This is a genomic window from Prosthecobacter sp., assembly GCF_044222565.1.
Lineage (GTDB): Bacteria > Verrucomicrobiota > Verrucomicrobiia > Verrucomicrobiales > Verrucomicrobiaceae > Prosthecobacter.
The window spans coordinates 77259-95147 of the sequence record NZ_JBGANA010000005.1; the positions used below are offsets into that span (position 1 = coordinate 77259).

Below are 17889 nucleotides of genomic sequence, written 5' to 3' on the forward strand. Positions count from 1 at the left end.
CCATCATTGGCGCAAAAAGGGCGTTTTGGCAATCCTGCTCCTCCTCTTCCTCCTGCGGCAGGGAGGGGGGAGGAAGATGGGATTGGCCGCAAGACCGCGCCGCAGTGAACCGATTTGCTTTCTCCATCATGAACCGCCGCACTTTTTTCCACCAAACGTCCGCGCTGGCCGCGGTGTCAGCCCTTCCCAAAATCTACGCCGCGGATGAAGCCGGAAAGAAGATCAAGGTGGCCGTGGTGGCCCTGGGGCGCGGCATGCAGCATGTGCAGGCCCTGCTGAAAATTCCGGGCGTGGAGATCGCCTACCTCGCGGAAGTGGACCCCAAGCGCCTGGAGGCTGGCCTCAAGGTGGTAAACGACACGCAGAAGGTCTCCTGCGTGGGCGTGAAGGACTTCCGCACCTTCCTGGACGACAAAACGCTGGACGCCGTCTTCATCGCCACGCCGAATTTCTGGCACACGCCGGCAGCCATCCTCTGCATGCAGGCGGGCAAGCATGTGTATGTGGAGAAACCCGGCAGCCAGAACGCCGAGGAGGCGCAGATGATCGTGGCGGCCTCCAAAAAATACGGCCGCCTGGTGCAGATGGGCAACCAGCGCCGCACCTGGATGAAAGAGGCGATTGAAGCCCTGCACGGCGGCGCCATCGGCACCGTGCGCTTTGGCCGCGGCTTCTACTACAACACCCGCAAATCCGTGGCCACAAACGAGAAGCCAGCCGCACCGGACATCGACTACAACCTCTGGCAGGGCCCCGTGCCGGACGATGTGAAGCACGACTTCAAAAAGATGGCCCACTACGACTGGCACTGGTTCTGGCACTGGGGCAATGGCGAGCTGGGAAACAACGGCATTCACACCCTGGACATCCTGCGCTGGGGCCTGAAGGGCGAGTATCCTCTGCGCACCACCTACAACGGCGGCCGCTATTTTTATGATGATGCCCAGGAGACGCCGGACACCGGCACGGCGGTCTATGACTTCGGCCATGCCGGCTGCGAATGGGTGCAGAGCAGCTGCCACCCTCGGGCCGCCGAGAAGCCGCTGGGCGAAGTGATTTTCTATGGGGACAACGGCACCATGGCCGTGCAGCGCGACTCGTGGACGAACTACGACATGAAGGGCGTGGAAGTCAGCAAAGGCAAAGGCGCCGGCGGCGGTGATCCCGCGCACATGGGCAACTTCATCGAGGCCATCCGTGGCAATGCCAAGCTGAACAGCCCCATCGAAGAAGGCCAGAAGAGCACCATGCTGTGCCATTTGGGAAACATGGCCTACCGCACCAACACCGTCGTGAAGTGCGATCCAAAGACCGGGAAAATTTTGGACAACGCGGAGGCGATGAAATTCTGGGGCAGGGATGGTGGCTACCGCAAGGGGTGGGAGGTGAAGCTGTAGAGGTACGTTGGGCACTCCTGCCCGACGACCAGCGCTTTCGCCTGCTGCATTGTTTTCGAATAACGAGCCCGCAGTGTCCAGGTCCGCATGCGCTTTTCCATCCCGTTGCTGTGGCGGTCGTGTGGCCTTGTTTGGGAATTGTGGGTGCCGTACGTGAGCGCTGATCGACGGGCAGGAGTGTCCATCGCACTCTCACCGAAACACCACATCCACGCCCATCGCACTCTCCTTGGCAAACCCAGGGATCCAGTGCGGCTTCCGCACGGCGATGAAGCGGTAGATCATGGACAGCACGTGCAGGATGAGCAGGCGGTCGATGAGACGGTAGCCTCGGCGGCGGCGCATGAGCAGCTCCACGGCCCAGCCGAGATAGCGGCGGTGCAGCCAGAAGGGCTTGAAGTCGGTCTTGATGCGGTAGCGCGCGCGCAGGCCGCGCTTGGCGTATTTGGACTTGTACTCGCGCTTCGCCTCGCGCAGGCGGGTTTCCATCTCAGGCGTGAACTCGGTGAAGTAGTACTCACGCGCCAGTGCCAGCAGGCGGAAGGTGTCGCGCATGTATTCCAGGTCGGCCACAGGCACACCGGCACGGGGAGCGAGGGCGATCATCTGCTCCAGGCGGTCCATGCAGCGCGCGGCGCTGAGCAGCGCGGCGCCGGGCTCCTGCACGAAGTACAGCAGCAGCTTTTTGACGCTGTGATTGATGAAAATGTTCCCCCAGTACACCTGCAGCAGCGGCGGGATGCGCACGCGGCGGAAGAAGAGTTTTTGCTGCGCAAATTCCTCCACATACAGCAGCTCGCGGATCACCTCGTCGGAGTAGCGCAGCAGTTCGATGAGAGCTTCGGCATCGCCGAGGGAGCGCTCTTTGGCAAACGCGCGAATGGCCTCTTCCACAGGCATGCTGTCCTTCATCACGCGCAGGGTCACGAAAGTGTTCAGGTCCGTCCAGATGGCCTCGGGGTCGATGAACGCAATGCGGCGGAAGGGCACCCAGCCGCCGGTCTGGCACCAGACCATGCAGCCGATGACGTTCTTCGCGTGCTTCAGCTCCTGCGCGTAGCGTTCATACTCCCAGCCGGTGAAGCTGGGGTACTCGCCGCAGCCTTCGTACTCACGCCGCGTTTGCAGCTCCACGATCTTCGCCACATCGGTGCGGAAGAAGTTGGAGTTCAGCGGCAGGTAGCGGAAGAAATCGGACTCGCCGTATTTCATGGAGATGACCAGCGCCGGACTGGTCAGCCCCTCAAACACACTCGTGAAGGTGCGGCGGTGCCACATGAGATCGCCGATGCGATACGCACCCACCGTCCAGGTGCGGAAGATGAGGCGGCGTGCGTGCTTCTCGCACACCGGCAGCAGATCGAGCAGAAGCCGGCGAGCCTGCGCGGGTTTCTGGATGACGAGTTCGCTGCGGAACTCATCGTGCACGCCTTTGCCATCCGACTCACCAATGCGGATGATGATGCCCGCCACCTGCGGGAAGCTGGCAAAGAAACCATCCAGCAATTCGGCGAGGTATTCGTTCACCGGGCGTTTCGCCTCGGCCATGCGCCGCCGCAGCTCGGGCGTGTAGGTCATCACATCCATGGTCAGATGCACCTGCAGACCTCGTGTGGTGAAGATCTCAAAGCAGCGGGCAAATTCCTCGCGGTAGCAGGCGATGCGCGCTCGCAGCTCCGGCTCCAGCCATTCATGATCCGCCAGATGCGTCACGTCATCCAGCGAGACGGCGTTGAAGCCCCACGCGGCGGCTTGGTCCGCCAGGCGCGTCAGGTCCGCGCGCACCTGCACCCACCACGCGTCCGCGGCGGAATCCTTCACCTTCGGCAGATGGTGCCAGGGAATCTTGGACCAGTTGATCGTACGCACGTCATGCCCGCGAAAAAACGGACCGATGGCATCGATGAGGTGGAGCGGGTTCAAGCGCCGCGAATGAAGCACACGGGCACGGGATGCAAGTGACGATGTGGTGGCGGAAGGGAGAAGAACAGCGGTGCGGCACGATGCCGCTGGCCGGCAGGAGGCAAGGCCCGTCGTGCTTCAGACGGACCGGTCACGCCATGCGGCAGCGGCGCTTCATCTTCCATCCGATCGCCAGCCAGAGCAGCAGGCCGCCGGTGAGGAAGATGATGCGCGAGGTTGTTTTCGGATCTCCGATGCGCTGAATCGCCACCTCCAGCACCGCGTGGTCCTTCAGCTTCGAGAAATGATGCGCCGTGCCATCCAGCGGCAGATCAATGCCAAGCGCACGCCGTCCCGTGGGACGCAGAGATTCCACCGTTTGTGCAAGCGTGACGGTGTCTTTCCGCTTTTTACCATCGCCATCGTCATCTCCTAACGGAACAGCCTTGGCTTTTTCCACCGCGACAAGCCCCGCGCCCCGCTCTCCACCAAACGGATCGCTCCCCATCGCCGGCGCAGCGGCAGGAGCCGCAGGTGCGCCGAAAGGATCAGCACCCATCGCTGGAGCAGCGGCCGCCGGCTGCCCAACTTGCTGGGGAATCGGCAACGCCTGTTGGAGCACTTGGGGACCCTGCGCAGGGGTATTCAGGACCAAGCTTCCACTACCAGCTGCGAGTTCGACGCCCCCCGTGCGTGAACTCCCTGTCGCCGTTGCCAAGCCACCCAATGTGTTCGCGCCTACATTCGCTGTCGCAGAAGTGCCGGCCATACTTGTGTTGAACTCAGTCCGACCCAGACTGCCTCCACTAATCGTTGCGCCATCGGCGATCATCGCATTGCCACCTTCCGCGGTGATGAGCGCTGGAGTGTTCACGGTCACACCGGCGCCGCCGCCAGGGAGGGACTGCATGTCCCTGCCACCAAACAGCACACTGTTCGTCGTCACGTTGCCATCAGCAGGCGCAGCCTTTGGTTTTTCGGACATCGCGGCGGTTTGATTGAAGGCCATCAGCTGCGAATTCGCGCCGAGGTTGTTGCTGCGGGCATTGGAGTTGACGAGGTTGGAGGAGCCGTTGGCGTTCAGAGTGCTCCCTTGGTTTTGCAAAGTGGGTGAACCAAAGACCGGGTTCGACACGTTGAGGCTGTTGACGCTGAGAACTCCGCCCGCAGTCACGGTCGTGGCGCCGGTGTAGGTGTTGGCACCACCGACAATCAGTGCTCCTTCCTTGGGCGCTGCCGGAGCGCCGTTGGCGAAGTAGCTGTTGTCCACGGCCACGTTGTCGTTGAAAAGCTGGCCGCCGTTGGTGGTGACGGAGCCGGTGAAGGTGTTGTTTCCTGCCAGGCGCATCTGCTGCTCCCGCGGCGCCTCGTTGTTAAAGTCCCAGGAGGTCTTTCCCTGCTCGTTCCTGCTGTTTTTTGCAGCTGCTTTCCCGTTGGCGTAGTTGCTGTTCCAGTTTCCCTTCAGGAGTTCCTGCTGCTGCTTCACCTCGGTGTCCACCTGCTCCTGCCGGGGGATATCGACGGACCTGCGGCGGTCGCCCCTGCTGAGGAGATCGTTTTTCTTTTGCTGCACCATTTGGGCCAGCGCATTGGCATCGCGGTAGGCAGCCTCGGCTTCGTTGTAGTTCAGCTTGCCGGAGGAGAGGAGGCGGTTGGCTTCTCCGAGTTCGCTGAGCATGCCGTCGAGCTGCAGCAGTTCGCGGCCTTCTTCGGCGGTGGCGGTCATGTTTCCATCAAAGTCCTTGAGGTTCCATCCTTGGGGGGTCCAGACGGTCCAGGTGGTGCGCTCCACGGACAGGCCGACGACTTCGGGGTCGTCCAGCCTGGCAGAATCCTGCAGTTTGCCACTTTTGGCGAAGCGGTAGATCATCTTCACCTCCAGCGCACGCTGGCCGGGGCGGGTGTGGATGAGGGGGATGAGGCGGACGCGTTTACCGTTTTGAGTTTCCTCATCGGCACGCACGGGCTCGCCTGAGACGCTGACGCTGATGAGTTCGGCATGGTCGGGCAGAATGATGGGGAGGAACTGCAGGGAGCGGTTGATCAGGGAATACTGGGCCACGTCCCAGCGGGTGCCATCGGCGCGCAGAATGGTGGTCAGGTCTGCCAGGGTGATGAGGGCGGCATTCCCCTCGGTGCTGGTAAGCTGTTGATACGCAATCTTTAACGCACCCTCTCCTGTGGCACGGAAGAACTGGGGGCGGAGCAGGCCGGCGGGCAGGTAGGGTACGCTGTCGCGGGCCACGGGCTCCAGGGCGGTCTGGGTGGTGACCTTGGCTTCGCGGGCGGAGGCGTTGTCGAGGACAAACCAGCGGGTAAGGCGGCTGGCTTCCGGGACTTTGACGAAGGGGACGTCGAGGTCGGTGGTGAGGGGGAGGTCGAGGTCGAAGGTCAGTTCGGCGCGGTCCAGGACTTCGGTTTGGAAGGAGCATTCGTAGATGCGCTCGTTGTTTTCGATGCGGGAGCGGGTTTCGCGGAGGAGGGGGCCGCTGACGACGGCTTCGGGGAGGGAGGCGGGGAGGCGGATGCTGAGCTGCCTGACGGCGCCTTGTTCCACCAATGCCACCACTTGCTGCGAAATGCGGATGCCTGCGTCGGAGGCGAGGACGAGGAGCATGGTCTCGGCGGTGAAGCGGGAGGGCTGGCGGGTGAGGGAGACGTCCAGGGTCCAGGAGGTGCCTTCGTGCTGCAGGCCGCGCTTCTTTTCCATGGGGGGAGCGATGGCGAAGACGCTGTCGAGGACGGTGGCGTCGAGCTCTTTCAAAGCGGAGTTGTGTGTCGGATTCGGCAATTTTACCTCGTTGGCGGCATGGGCGACGATGAGGGCCTTGCCGCCGACCTTTTCGTAGTTTTCGAGTTTGAGGGGTTCGAGGGTCCAGGTGGTGACGGGCTGGGGGGTAACCTTGGCCAAGTGGACGACGATGCGGGCTTCGGAGCCGGCGAGGTCTGAGCGGAGCTGGAGGTAGAGCTGGGAGCCTTCGTGCTGCCAGGAGAGGAGGGCGGGGCCTTGGACGGCCTGGACTTCGTAGCCGGCGGGGAGGCCGACGACGGCGTTGGTCCAGAGGCCGCGTTTGCGCTTGAGGGTGAGGGCGGCAAGGAGTTCGGCTTTCTGCTCGGTAAGCTGGAAGACGTAGCTGACGTCGGCTTCAGCGTAGAGGGCGGCGGGCTGGACGTCGTAGGTGGGGGCGGTGGGGCCGTTCCATTGCCAGCGGCCGGCGTCCTGGAGGGTGCCGCGGTCGGAGCTGGTGGAGCGCTGGGCGGTGCCGCCGGCGACCTTGAGCTTGATGGAGTCGTCGTGCAGGAGGGTGATGTCCTGTTTGACGCGGAGGGCGAGGGGCTGGATGAGGGAGAGGCTGCGCTGGCCGGGAGCGCTGAGGTAGCGTTTGGCGCCCTGGAGGCGGATGACGGCGTTGTGGCTGACTTCGTGGCGGAGGGTGATGGTGAAGATGACCTTGCCGCCTTCCCGTCGGGTCTGGGTGGTCAGAGCGGGGACGGAGATTTTTCCGGAGTTGGGGAGAGTGGCGGAGATGTCGAGGGAGCCGATGTCCAGGCCGCCTTCATCGATGGCGAATTCGAGGGTGCGGCGGACGGTGCCGGGGAATTCGTATTCGAGATCGGCGTTGAAGGTTTCCGGCTGGAGTTCGCGGAGGGTGAGGGTGCCGCGGACGGTGGCGGAGGGGACGGGGGACTCGCCGCGTTCGAGGCCGCGGGAGGAGCGCTCGAGGCGGAGTTCGTGCTGGGTGCCGAGGGTTTGAGTGAAGACGCGGGCGGAGGGCTGCTCTTCGACGGAGGCGGCGGCGGTGCCGTTGATGCGGAGCCAGCCGTCGGCCTTGGGGGTGCTGAGGGAGAGGACGCTGGAGAGTGCGGGAGGGAGGGTGAGAGTGATCTCTTTCCAGTCGCGCACGAGGGGAAGGGTGGCGGTGAGATCGATGGTGTGGGGGCCGGGGCGTTCGAGCGTGAGGGTGCTGTTGGAAAGGGCGGCGGACTTGCCATCGATACGGACTTCGCCCACGAGGGCCTTGGTGTTGAGGGTGCCAAAGGGAAGCTCCAGCTTGGTCCAGTCGCCGCGGGAAGTGGCGGTGATGCGTGCTTCGAGGACGAGGCCGTTTTCTTCGATGCGGCCTTTGTAGAGGGCGCTGTGAATGACGGCACTCTGAGTGGCGTCGGTCTCGGGGGGGAGGGCGCGGCGGTTTTCCTTGGCGAGTTTCCAGAGGCGCTGGAAATCGTCGTAGCCGAGGTAAAAGCGCTCGGCTTTTTGGGAGTCGAGGGGTTGTTTGACGTCGTAGGGGATGATGACGGTGTGGGCGGCAGGGTCGGGAGGAGGAGGGGGAGTTTGGGCGGAGGCGGGGGAAAGGATGAAGGATGAAAGATGAAGGATGAAGGCCAGAGTGGCGAAGAGGGGGCGGGGGAGATGCTGGGTGAAGGAGGCTGGATGGTGGATGACGGAGGGATGGGGACTTGCGGAGGTGGGGGGGGTGGCGGGGCGTCGTGGGACTGAAAACTGAGAACTGAGAACTGGGAATTGTAAATTGGCGGAGGGGCGAGAGGTGACGCGGAGTGGAGGGAGAGGGCGGGGCGATTTGATCGAGGACGAGTTCGAGTAGGAGGACGAGGACGTTGGCGCGGGGGAGGGGCTGGGGGTGGCGCGGAGGGAAGGGAGATTGCGGGGCACTGGACGACAGACAGGAACCGGAGCGAAGCGGAGATAGCCAGCCACAGGCTCCCCGCAGGGCGAGCGAAGCGAGGCAATGTCTATCGTACTGATCTGGAGGCTGGGGGACTTGCGGAGGTGGGGGAGATCGCGGGGCGATTTGATCGAGGACGAGTTCGAGTGGGAGGACGGGGACGAGAGGGAAGGGGAGTTCATGCCAGGGCCTCCTGAGAAGTTGAGAGGGTGGGGTGGGTGAAGGAGAAGAGGCGGCCGAGGGTGTGGAGGAGGAGGGCGGAGAGCCAGCCGAAGGTGAGGGCGTTGGCGAGGGCGAGGGTGGGGCCTTGGAGGAAGAGGGGGGCAGCCCAGATGATGAGGATGAGAACGAGAGTGGTGAGGAACCAGGGACGTCGCCGACCCAGACGCCAGAAGAGGGCCATGCCCAAAGCCATGGCGATGACGGCGCGCACCATCTGCTGGGACCAGGAGGTGTAGTGGAGAGACAGGGTCTCGGGTGCCTGGGCACCCTGGAAGCGGAGGAGCCGGCCGGTCTTGGGCATTTCTACATCGAGAGGGATGAGGCCGGATTTGGCCTGAGCCTGGTCGCCGAACTGCATTTCATCCACGCTCGCGAGAAGGCGGCCGGACCTTTTTGGGATCGACTCCACATAGGCCTCGATGAGATCGAGGTTTGGAACGGTGTTGCGCACCACGAGGGTGGAGTTTGCAGGGAAGTAGTTTGCAGTCGCGCCTTCCGGGAAGGTGATGCCCGCACCTTCGAGGACTTGTCTGGCTGACCTGAACCCCTGACCGCCTGCGGAGAGGAAATCGGGCGGAACGCGGTAGGTACGAGTGACCTGCTCGCTGGAATTTTCCGAGAGGGGGACAATGAGCACGGCGTGTTCTTCGACTTTGTATTTCATCTGGGCCAGTTCGGTGACGTAGCGGAGGGCTTCGCCGAGAGGGACTTCTTTGAGGTCAAGGCTGATGCTGGCGTTGGAGGGAGCATCGCCGTTTCTCATGATGAGGTTGACGCCTCTGCTGCCGGATGTTTCGGCGAAGGCGTCGAGATCGCGTGTCTTCACCCGCAGGTATTCGATGGCCTCTTCGATGGTGGCGCCCTCAAAATGCACGGAGGGAAGGATGATCTTGTTCATCTTCTCGGTGAGGTAGGCACCGGGTGAGCGGCCAACGCCATATCCGGAACCGACGAATCCATCCGCCGCAGGGGCAAGCTGCCTGCCTTCGATGCCACCCGACGCTGTACGATCAGCCAGTCCAGGGTTAAGCCCTCCTCCAATGGTGGAAACGTAGGCTTCCACGAGGTCGAGATTAGCCTGGGTGTTGCGCACGACCAGCTGTGAGTTGGCGGGGTTGTATGAGGCTGCGGCACCCTCGGGGAAGGTGATGCCGATGGCTTCGAGTCCGCTTCTGGCAGTTGTGCGCTGGAGAGGACTTTGGCCCGCAGCCGGGGGAGTGGGTGCGAAGGGATCCTGCGCAGGGGGTGCGCCCAGCGCTGAGGGCGTGATCTGTGCGAGGAAATCTGGTGGCACCGGGTAGCTGCGGGTGAGCAGTTCCGGCGTGCCTTCAACAATCGGGGTCACCATCACGGCGTTGGCTTCGACTTTGTATTTCATCTGCGCCAGCTCGGTGACGTAGCGCAGGGCTTCGCTCAAGGGAATGTCCCTGAGATCGAGGCTGATGCGGGCGGTGGAGGGAGCATCGCCGGTTCTGAGGATGATGTTGACTCCTTTGACGCCGCCGGCCTCGGTGAAGGTGTCCAGATCGCGGGATTTCACGCGGAGGTATTCGATGGCTTCCTCGACGGTGGCATCTTGAAAGCTCACGGTGGGGAAGATGATCTTGTTCATCTTGTCGGCGAGGTAGGCTTGGGGGGAGCCGAAGTCGCTCTTAGCCTTCATCATGGGAATTTCCCTGGCGATGTTTTCAGCGGGGAGGAGACGCGTCATGCCGGGCGCCGGGACTTTGTCCTCCCACCGTTCATTCACTTGGGCGAGCATCTTGGCGCGCTGGTGATCGTAGGCGGTCTTGAAGTAGGCCGTTCTTTTGCGCTCGGCGTTTTCCATGCCGCGACGGGCGGCGGTGTTGTAGGGATCGATGCGCAGCACGTCTTGATATTGGGCGATGGCGGTATCGTAGTCGCCAAGTTCGATGGAGCTGTTGGCGGTGAGGAGACCCGCCTGAACCTGGGTGACGTTTTTCATGTGCTCGGCGGTTGGATCTGTGACCCAGCGACTAGGGTCGTTGAGATTCTTCAACATCGCCGTGGCTCCTTTGTGTTGCGGCAAATAGGTGAGAGCTGCGTCTAACAACTGTCGTGCCTCAGGCAACTGGCCTTTCTTGGCACGTTCCTTCGCCACCACCACGCTGCAATCCGCGAATTTGAGGTTGGCAAGGTCGATCCAATCTTTGAGTTCAGGTTTGTTGGGCAGCGCCTCAACGGCATTCCTGTAGGAGTTGAGCGCCTGATCGTAGTCTCCTTGGCTGAACAGCGTGTCGCCGCGATCCATGTGTGCACGCACTTGATCAAGCCGGACTTGGCGAAGAGGACTTTCATGACTCAATTCGCCGCTTGGCGAGCGCGTCCAGCCGGGTGCGGTGGCGGGCAGGCTGGCGGATGGACCGCCGGGGAGGAAATCGACGTTCCGATTATACTCATAGGCCCGTCCGAAGGTATGGTCGAAGATGTTTTGGAAGGGCTTGCCGAGGATGGAGACGAGGCGGGGGATGAGGCCGGGGGCGTCGGCGTCATTGAGGGGGTGGGAGGGAGCGAGGGTGGTGTCCACGGTGCCGTAGCCGTAGGTGGCGGGGGCGTACACGATCCAGTCGGTGGAGAGGATGGGGACGTTGCCGACGAGGCGGATGGGTTCGAGGTTTTCGGTGCCGCTGTTGTCCCAGGGAATGCCGGACTGGCGGTACTGCACGCTGACGACGGTGTGGGGCGCGTTGGCGGAACCGGCAGGAAGGGGGATGGAGATGGCGTTTTCCACGCTGCGCACGGGTTTGACGGCCTGACCACCGCTGGAGGTGCTGAGGAGCTCCGAGTTTGCTGGCAGGTGCAGACTGACGAACTGCTCGCCGGAATGGGAGAGATCCAGCGTGGCTTGGTGGAGGGCGTGGCCGTCTGCGCCGAGGACGGAGGCGAGGTGCATGCTGTTCACCACGAGGGCGGCGAGCTCGGAGTGGGCGTGGCGGCGGGCGGTGACGGTGAGCGAGCTGTCTCCCGCGCCGTAGGTGAAGGCGCTGGTGATGCGGTGGCGGGGCTGGTAGCCGCTGACGAGGGGGACGCGCAGCACATCGAGCGGCTGCATGTTTTGGATCTTGGTGGAGAGCTGGGTGTCTGTGTTGGCCTCGATGACCCAGGTGCCGGAGAAGCGGCGGGACTGCGGGAGGGTGAGGAGGGGGAGGGTGGCGTGAGGGTTTGGTTGGGGGGTAGAGGGGGTCTGAGGAGGAGAGGCAGGGGGTGGGTTGGGGGCGGGGGTGTTGGGGTTGCGGGCAGGAGTGCCCGCATCACCACCGGAACTGCGGGCAGGAGTGCCCGCATCACTGGCGTCACTGGGGAGGCTCATGCGCCAGCGGATGGTGTGGTGGCCTTTGGACTCCTGGAGGAGGGTGTAGGTCCAGGTGCCGGTGGCTTCATCGAGTTTTTGCTCGCCGACGAGGGGGGAGGTGACGCGGAGGAGCTTGGCGTTGGCGAGGGGGAGTTTGACTTGGAAGGTGCGGAGGGGGGCGCCGCTGATGTCGAGGGCGAACTGGCCTTCGATCTCGATGGTGCGGGAGCGGGGGAGGGCGTAGGCGGTGACTTCGGTGGAGAAGACGGCCTCGGCGCGTTCGACTTCAAAGGTGAGCGAGTGCTGGCGGAGGCCGAACCAAGCCATGCGGCCTTTGACGGGGGTGAGGCGGGCGTCCCGGTCTTCGAGGCCTTTGACTTCCTTCAGAGAGACGCGCCAGGCGTCATCGAAGTCGAGGGCGGTGTAGCCGGCGACTTTGACGGCATCGGGAATATCGAGCTGACGGAGGGTGAGGGTTTCGGGATTCTTGGGGCCGGTCCAGGCTTTGGCGAGCTTGAGGCGGGAGGTGATGCTGAGCTCGAGGGGCGTGGACGGATCGATGGGCCGGAGGGGCAGAAGGGCGATGGTCTGGCCGACGCGACGCCAGGTGAGGGGATAGAGGGTGGGTGAAGGCGGAGCGGCAGCATTGGCTACGGCGATCCGCACCTCGGGGAAAACCGGCTGGCTGACGACGTTTGGGGTGATGAGACGGTCGGTGGAGGAGGCGACGTTGTTGGCGATGGAGAGCTGCTGAGCACTGTTGCTGACCGTGACGGGCGCTGAACTCGTGGGGGAAAGACGTGCTGTGTTTTCATACTGCGTGCGCTCGATTTTCTCCTGGCCGTTTGCCCCAATGACTTTGATGGGAGCGGAAAGGATGGCGATGAACTCCTCCTCCGGCGGGAGGGTGACTTTGACTTCGGTGACGGGACGGTCGCTGCGGAAGACGAGCTTGCGCTCGATCTGCACGCTGTCTTTGTCGATGCGGGCGATGACATCGACGTCGGATTCGATGCGGGGCTTGGAGGTGCGGAGGACGAGGCGGGGCTGATCGACGCCGAGCTGGAACTCGAAGGTGCGGGAATCGACCTGGCGTGCGCCGGAGAGATTGAGGAAATCGAGGTCCTGGGCGAGATTGAAGACGGCCCGGGTCTGCAGGGGCGGACTGAGCTTGAGGAGGGGCGGCTCTCCAGCGTCCGCGAGGGTGCTGATGATGCGGCGGAGCTTCACGGTGAGGCTGTGCATGGCGCCGTCGCGCTCAAGGGTGACGAAGAGCTTGTCGCCCTGCTGACGCCAGCGGCGGAGGGCGCTGCCGGAGACATCGGTGACCTGGGTGTCTTTGCCCGCGAGCTGCCACTGGAACTCGGTCTCGCGCTCGGAGCTGCTCTGGATCTGGACGCCGAAGCTCAGGACGGTGGAGACGTCTGTCTCCGTGATGGCGATGTCCGCGGCGGCGGCTTCTGAGAAGCGCAGGGGCTGGGAGGCGACGGAGGGGGCGGCCTCGACCCAGCGCACGCGGAGGGCACGGGGGGTGCCGGGCTGGAGAGCGGAGCCGCTGTCGTCGTAGCTGCGGTGGTCAAAGGCGACGGTGAGGGTGTCTTTGTCTCCGCTGCGCTCGTAGGCGGAACCGGCGAGGAGGCTTACGCCAGCGGGCAGGGTGAGGTGCAAGGCACCGGTGAAGGGGAGATCCGGGAGCTCCAGGGTGCGTTCTCCGGATGACAGACGTAGCGAGAGGGGGACCTGGGCCTCAAAGCGGAGCTTGGCGGCGCCGGGGCCTTTGGCGTAGAGGGTGAGAAGGCGGGTGGCGGAGGTTTTGGAGGCGCTGGCTTTGTCCGTGCCGGGTTCGAGGTGGGCGAGGACGCTCCCTTCGGAGGTGACGCTGCTCATTTCAAAGGGCCAGGGAATGCTGGTGCTGAGCCAGTCCTTGGAAGGGAGCTGGAGGGAGAGCTCTCCGCGCAGGATGACGGTTGCGGCACCGGGGGCGACCTTGCCGTCCAGGCGGAGGGACTCGATGGCGATGAGCTTCGGAGGGGCGAGCTTGGGGTCGGGGTTGTCCTCGGGCTTGGTCTTGCCGGCGTCGCGGATGAGGATGGCGTACTGCTCCGGGGAAAGGAGGACGGCGTTGGGGTAGGACTTGAGGACGGTTTCGAGGCTTTGGGTGGGGACCCAGAGTTCCTGGCGTGGGGGCTCAGCTGAAAGGATGAAGGATGAAAGATGAAGGATGAAAGCCAGAATGGCGAGGAGGGGGCGGGGGAGGTGCGGGATGAGGGAGGGGCGAGGACTTGCGGAGGTGGGGGGAATGGTGGGGGGTTGTGGGACCAGGATGGTCCCAATCCTAGGGGAGCTGGGGGAGCGTAGAGGGACTGAAAACTGAGAACTGAAAACTGGGAATTGGGAATTGGCGGAGGGGGGGATGCTGGATGCTCGCGGAGTGGAGGGGAGATTGCGGGGCGATTTGATCGAGGACGAGTAGGAGGACGAGGACGATGGGGAGGGAGGGGGCGTGGGGTGGAGCGAGTGCGGTGCTGAAGCACCGCAGTCCGGGGACGCTGGTGCGGGGGTTGGGTAACCGCACTCCAGAGGAGGGCGCTGGGTGGCGGCGGCTTGGGGACAAGCCGCCCTACCTTTGCCGGGGCTGGGTGTGGCGGCGGCTTGGGGACAAGCCGCCCTACCTTTGCCGGAGCTGGGTGTCGCGACGGCTTGGGGACAAGCCGCCCTACCTTTGCCGGGGCTGGGTGTCGCGACGGCTTGGGGACAGGCCGCCCTACCGGGGCTGGGGGGGCGATGAAGGGGATGAGTGGGGTTCATCGCGGTTACGCGGCGGGGGTTGGGGAGGCGGGGGGAGCGGCGGGTGGGGGGGGAGGAGTCGGTGGAGCAGCCGGAGGGGTGCTGGGAGGGGTCGGTGGGGTGGAGGGCGGGACGGAGGGGGGGGTGGCGCGGGGTTTGGTGCGCCAGGTTTCGTAGCGGTGCCAGGTGTGGAGGCTGAAGCCGAGGAGGCCGGTGAAGATCCAGATGAGGAGGAGGATGAAGGCGGCCAGCATGGCGGCGAGGAGGACGGGGATATTGGCAGCACCGACAAGGCCGGTGAGGAGCATGGAACCGAGGCCGAAGATGGCGAGGTAGCGGAGCTTTTTCGCCGGCGGGGAGGTCCAGCAGCGGACGCCGGCGATGAGGGAGATGAGGAAGGCAAGGGCCTGATAGAGGTAGGTGATGCGGCGGCTACGGAAGCTGACGCCGATCTCTGCCGGAGGGCCCAGGCGGTGGAGCGTCTCGGGGTGGCCCTGCTGCTGCACCTGGGAGCCGTAGAGGGTGCGGACGTCGTCCTGCACGATGGGGAAACGGCTGTCCTGGGCCTGATTCAGGACATCGAGCTGGGGACCGAAGGCGGGGAGGACGTCATTGAGGAAGTTCTGCATCTTCTGCCAGGAGGTCTCGTGGGACTGGAGGGAGAGGGGGCCGCTGAAGGCAGTGTAGTGCCACTCTTTCTCCGGCAGGAGGAGGGTGTGGCGGGTCTCCATGATGCCGACCTCGGCGACCTGGGGGACATTGACGGAGAGGCTGCCCCAGTTGCCGAGTTTTTCGCCCGGAGCAGGGCTGGGGGACTCAAAGACGAAGCGGACGGGGAAGGCGGTGCGGGCGGCATCTCCACTGGGGAGGCGGACGAGCATGTCCTCGCTGACTTCACGGCGCATGGGCTGCTGGGCTTCGCGATCGACAAAGACGTCTGACTGGAGGCGGGAGCCCTGTGGGAGGCGGACGACGAGGAACTGGAGGTCATTGTTTTTGACCCAGTAGATGACCTCGGTGGTCTGCGCTTTGTCTGTGGCGACGGCGGTGGTGAGGGCGGCGTGGGTGATGACGGCCTGCGGGACGGGGATGAAGCTGTTTTTGGCGAGTTCGACGCCGAGCTTGATGGGGAGAGAGCGGTATTTGTAGGCGAGGAAGACGCCGGTGCGCTGGAGCTCTCCGCGGAGCTCGCGGGCGTCGATCTCTTCGAGGGTTTCGGGTTCTGCCTTGCGGATTTCGAGGCTGGGGGCCTTCACGACGGCGACCTGGCCGGTTTCCTGAAAGGCGCCGGGGACGTGCACATGGAGGAGGTCGAACTTGCCAGTCTTGCCGGCTTCAAGGGTGATGGGGCGTTCGAGATTGAGGGTGAGGGAGAAGGAACCCTGGCGCTCGCTGCGGAGGATGACCTCCCAGAGGATGTAGCTGGCGGCGTCTGGCAGGGTTATGGGCTGCGGGGGCTGGTAGGCTTTGTTGATCTCCTTCACCTGCTGATCGACGAAGCGGATCTGGTCTGCGACGTCCTTGGGGACGGCGAGGATGAAGCGGTCTGTGGCGGCGTAGGCGACGTCAAAGGCGAGGGTCCAGGAGTGGCGGGTGGACTGCTCCTTCACCTCGACAAGGGTGAGGACTTCGACGCTGACCTGAGAGCTGCGGCTTTTGAGGCTGAGGGTGGCGGGCTTGGCGGCGTCGCGATAGCGGAAGGCGATCTCGGTGGCGTTGGGCTCGCTCTGAAGCCGCACGGCGCTGACGTCCTCCTGCTGGAAGCCGCCGAGTTCCTTGGTATTGGGTTCCAAACTGGAATGGATGGTGGCACCGACGAGGGCCTCGTGACGGGTGACGTTTTGCGGGGTGAAGACGGGGAGGACGACGTCTGCGGTGGCCTGCGGGCGGGTCTGGCGGGCGGTGACGGTGAACTTGAAGTCGCCGACGGTCTGTTTGGGCAGCTTGATGACGAGATCGGTGCCGTCGAGATTCCAAGATTCGATCTGGCCTTTGACATCGGTGATGTTCCAGTCGGCGGGCGGGGTGAGGCGGGCCTCAAAGATGCCGACGCGGCGGACGACGTAGCTGAAGTCTGCGGTGAGAGAGGCGGCCTCGCGGCGGACGGAGAGCTTGGTGAGGCTGGTGGCTTCGACCTGGGGCTTGGCCTCGGCAACGTCGAGAGTGAGCTTGTAAGGCTGGCGGAGGATGCGGAAGGTGCCGACCTGGGAGCGGCTGTCGCCAGCAAGGGAGCGGGTGGCGGAGGTGAGGGTCTTGGGGGTGACATCGAGCTGGGACTCAGCACCGAGGACGACTTCTCCATGGGCCTGAGCGGCACCGACGATCTCGATGTCTGGAACGCTGACCTCGGAGGGGAGCTTGGCAACAGGGCCTTCGAGCTGAAGCTGGAGGGAGTAGTCATCGCGCAGAGGTTTTTCCGGGAGGATGACGATGGTTTTGCGGGCCTGGGCGGGATTGCCGGCGATGGGGCCGGTTTCGATCTTCCATTCTTTGATGCCAGCGCCGGTGACGCCGAGGATTTCCTGATCGGCAGGGATGGCGATTTTCAATTCATTGATGGGTGCGCGGAGGATGCGCAGGGCGATGTCTGCGGTGGTGGCGACGGAGCCGATGCCGATCTGGGTGGTGAGCTTGTTCTCCGCGAGGACGAGGGGGCTCATCTGCGTGACGGCCTGGGCGGACTTCCAGGCGATGTCCTGCTGCGAGGCGGCGCCGAAGAAACAGGCGAACTGGGTCTGACCACCGGCGACCTGAGTGGTGAAGGCGGCGGCGGGCTCGAGCTGAAACTCGAGGCCTTCTCCGGGGACGGTGAGGCTGAGGCGGGAGACGGCGGCGCGGGGGAGATTGAGGGTGACGCGTGATCTGCCGGAGGTGCGGATAATGGGGGCGTAGATTTTGAGGGTGATCTCGTAGACGCCTTTTTCTGGGAGCATGAGATCGCTGCCATCCGAGCGGGAGCGCAGGACGGCCTTGCCGGTGGAGGCCTCGCCGATGCCGGGAACAGCCTTTTCGGTGAAGGGGAGAAGGACCCAGCCTTTCTTGAAGGATTCGGCGGTGATTTTGGCCTCGAGGATGACGCTGTCTCCTTCGACGCGGCCGGTGTACTCGGCCTTGGCGAGGACGGCTTCGGCGGGCGGGGCTTTTTCGGTTTCTTCGCGTTTCAGGCTGAGCTCGTTCCAGAGATCGAGGAATTCGCGGTAGGGGAGGAAGACGCCTTTGCCGCCGTCTTTGAAGACTTTTTCGAGTTCATCGAAGGGGACGTAGACGCGGCGCTCGCGCTCGCGGACGATGGTGGTGGGCGCGGGAGCGGGGGGAGGGGGGGCAATTCTAGGAGGAGATGCGGGGGCCGTAGCGGCGGCGGGTGGAGGCGCGACTTTGGGAGGTGTGGCGACGGGTGGGATGAGCGCTGGCGGGCCGGGGGGCGTCTGTGGAGGAGGCGGCGCGGGTGTCTGCGCGAGGGCGGAGGCGAGGCACGAAACGAAGAGGAGGGATAGGAACGCGCGCATGGGCTGAGGGTGATGGAATGGATTTCGAGAATTTTTTATCAGGAAGTGGGGCTGGTGACGAGTCTAGATGTGTAAAG

The 17889-nt window shown here is 64.0% G+C and carries 5 protein-coding genes; 1 reads left to right on the forward strand and 4 read right to left on the reverse strand.

What is annotated here, in order from left to right:
* The first annotated feature begins 128 nt into the window (after positions 1–128).
* Complete coding sequence (locus ACILSR_RS08975; protein WP_395749418.1) at positions 129–1397, forward strand: Gfo/Idh/MocA family protein; 1269 nt, start codon at positions 129–131, stop codon at positions 1395–1397.
* Positions 1398–1589: 192 nt separating this feature from the next.
* On the opposite strand, the gene ACILSR_RS08980 is transcribed toward ACILSR_RS08975, so the two are convergent.
* The 4 genes from ACILSR_RS08980 to ACILSR_RS08995 all read right to left on the reverse strand — a co-directional run bounded on the left by ACILSR_RS08980 (position 1590) and on the right by ACILSR_RS08995 (position 17812).
* Entirely contained in the window at positions 1590–3320 is a 1731-nt protein-coding gene (locus ACILSR_RS08980) for a hypothetical protein (RefSeq protein WP_395749419.1), read from the reverse strand.
* Positions 3321–3450: 130 nt separating this feature from the next.
* Positions 3451–8166, reverse strand: a complete 4716-nt coding sequence (locus tag ACILSR_RS08985; RefSeq protein WP_395749420.1) for a hypothetical protein — start codon at positions 8164–8166, stop codon at positions 3451–3453.
* A complete protein-coding gene (locus ACILSR_RS08990) occupies positions 8163–14327 on the reverse strand; it encodes a hypothetical protein (RefSeq protein WP_395749421.1) in 6165 nt (2054 codons plus the stop codon). The genes ACILSR_RS08985 and ACILSR_RS08990 overlap by 4 nt, the downstream gene beginning before the upstream one ends.
* A 5-nt stretch (positions 14328–14332) precedes the next feature.
* Positions 14333–17812: a hypothetical protein gene (locus ACILSR_RS08995; RefSeq protein ID WP_395749422.1), complete on the reverse strand. Its 3480-nt coding sequence runs from the start codon at positions 17810–17812 to the stop codon at positions 14333–14335.
* Positions 17813–17889 lie beyond the last annotated feature (77 nt).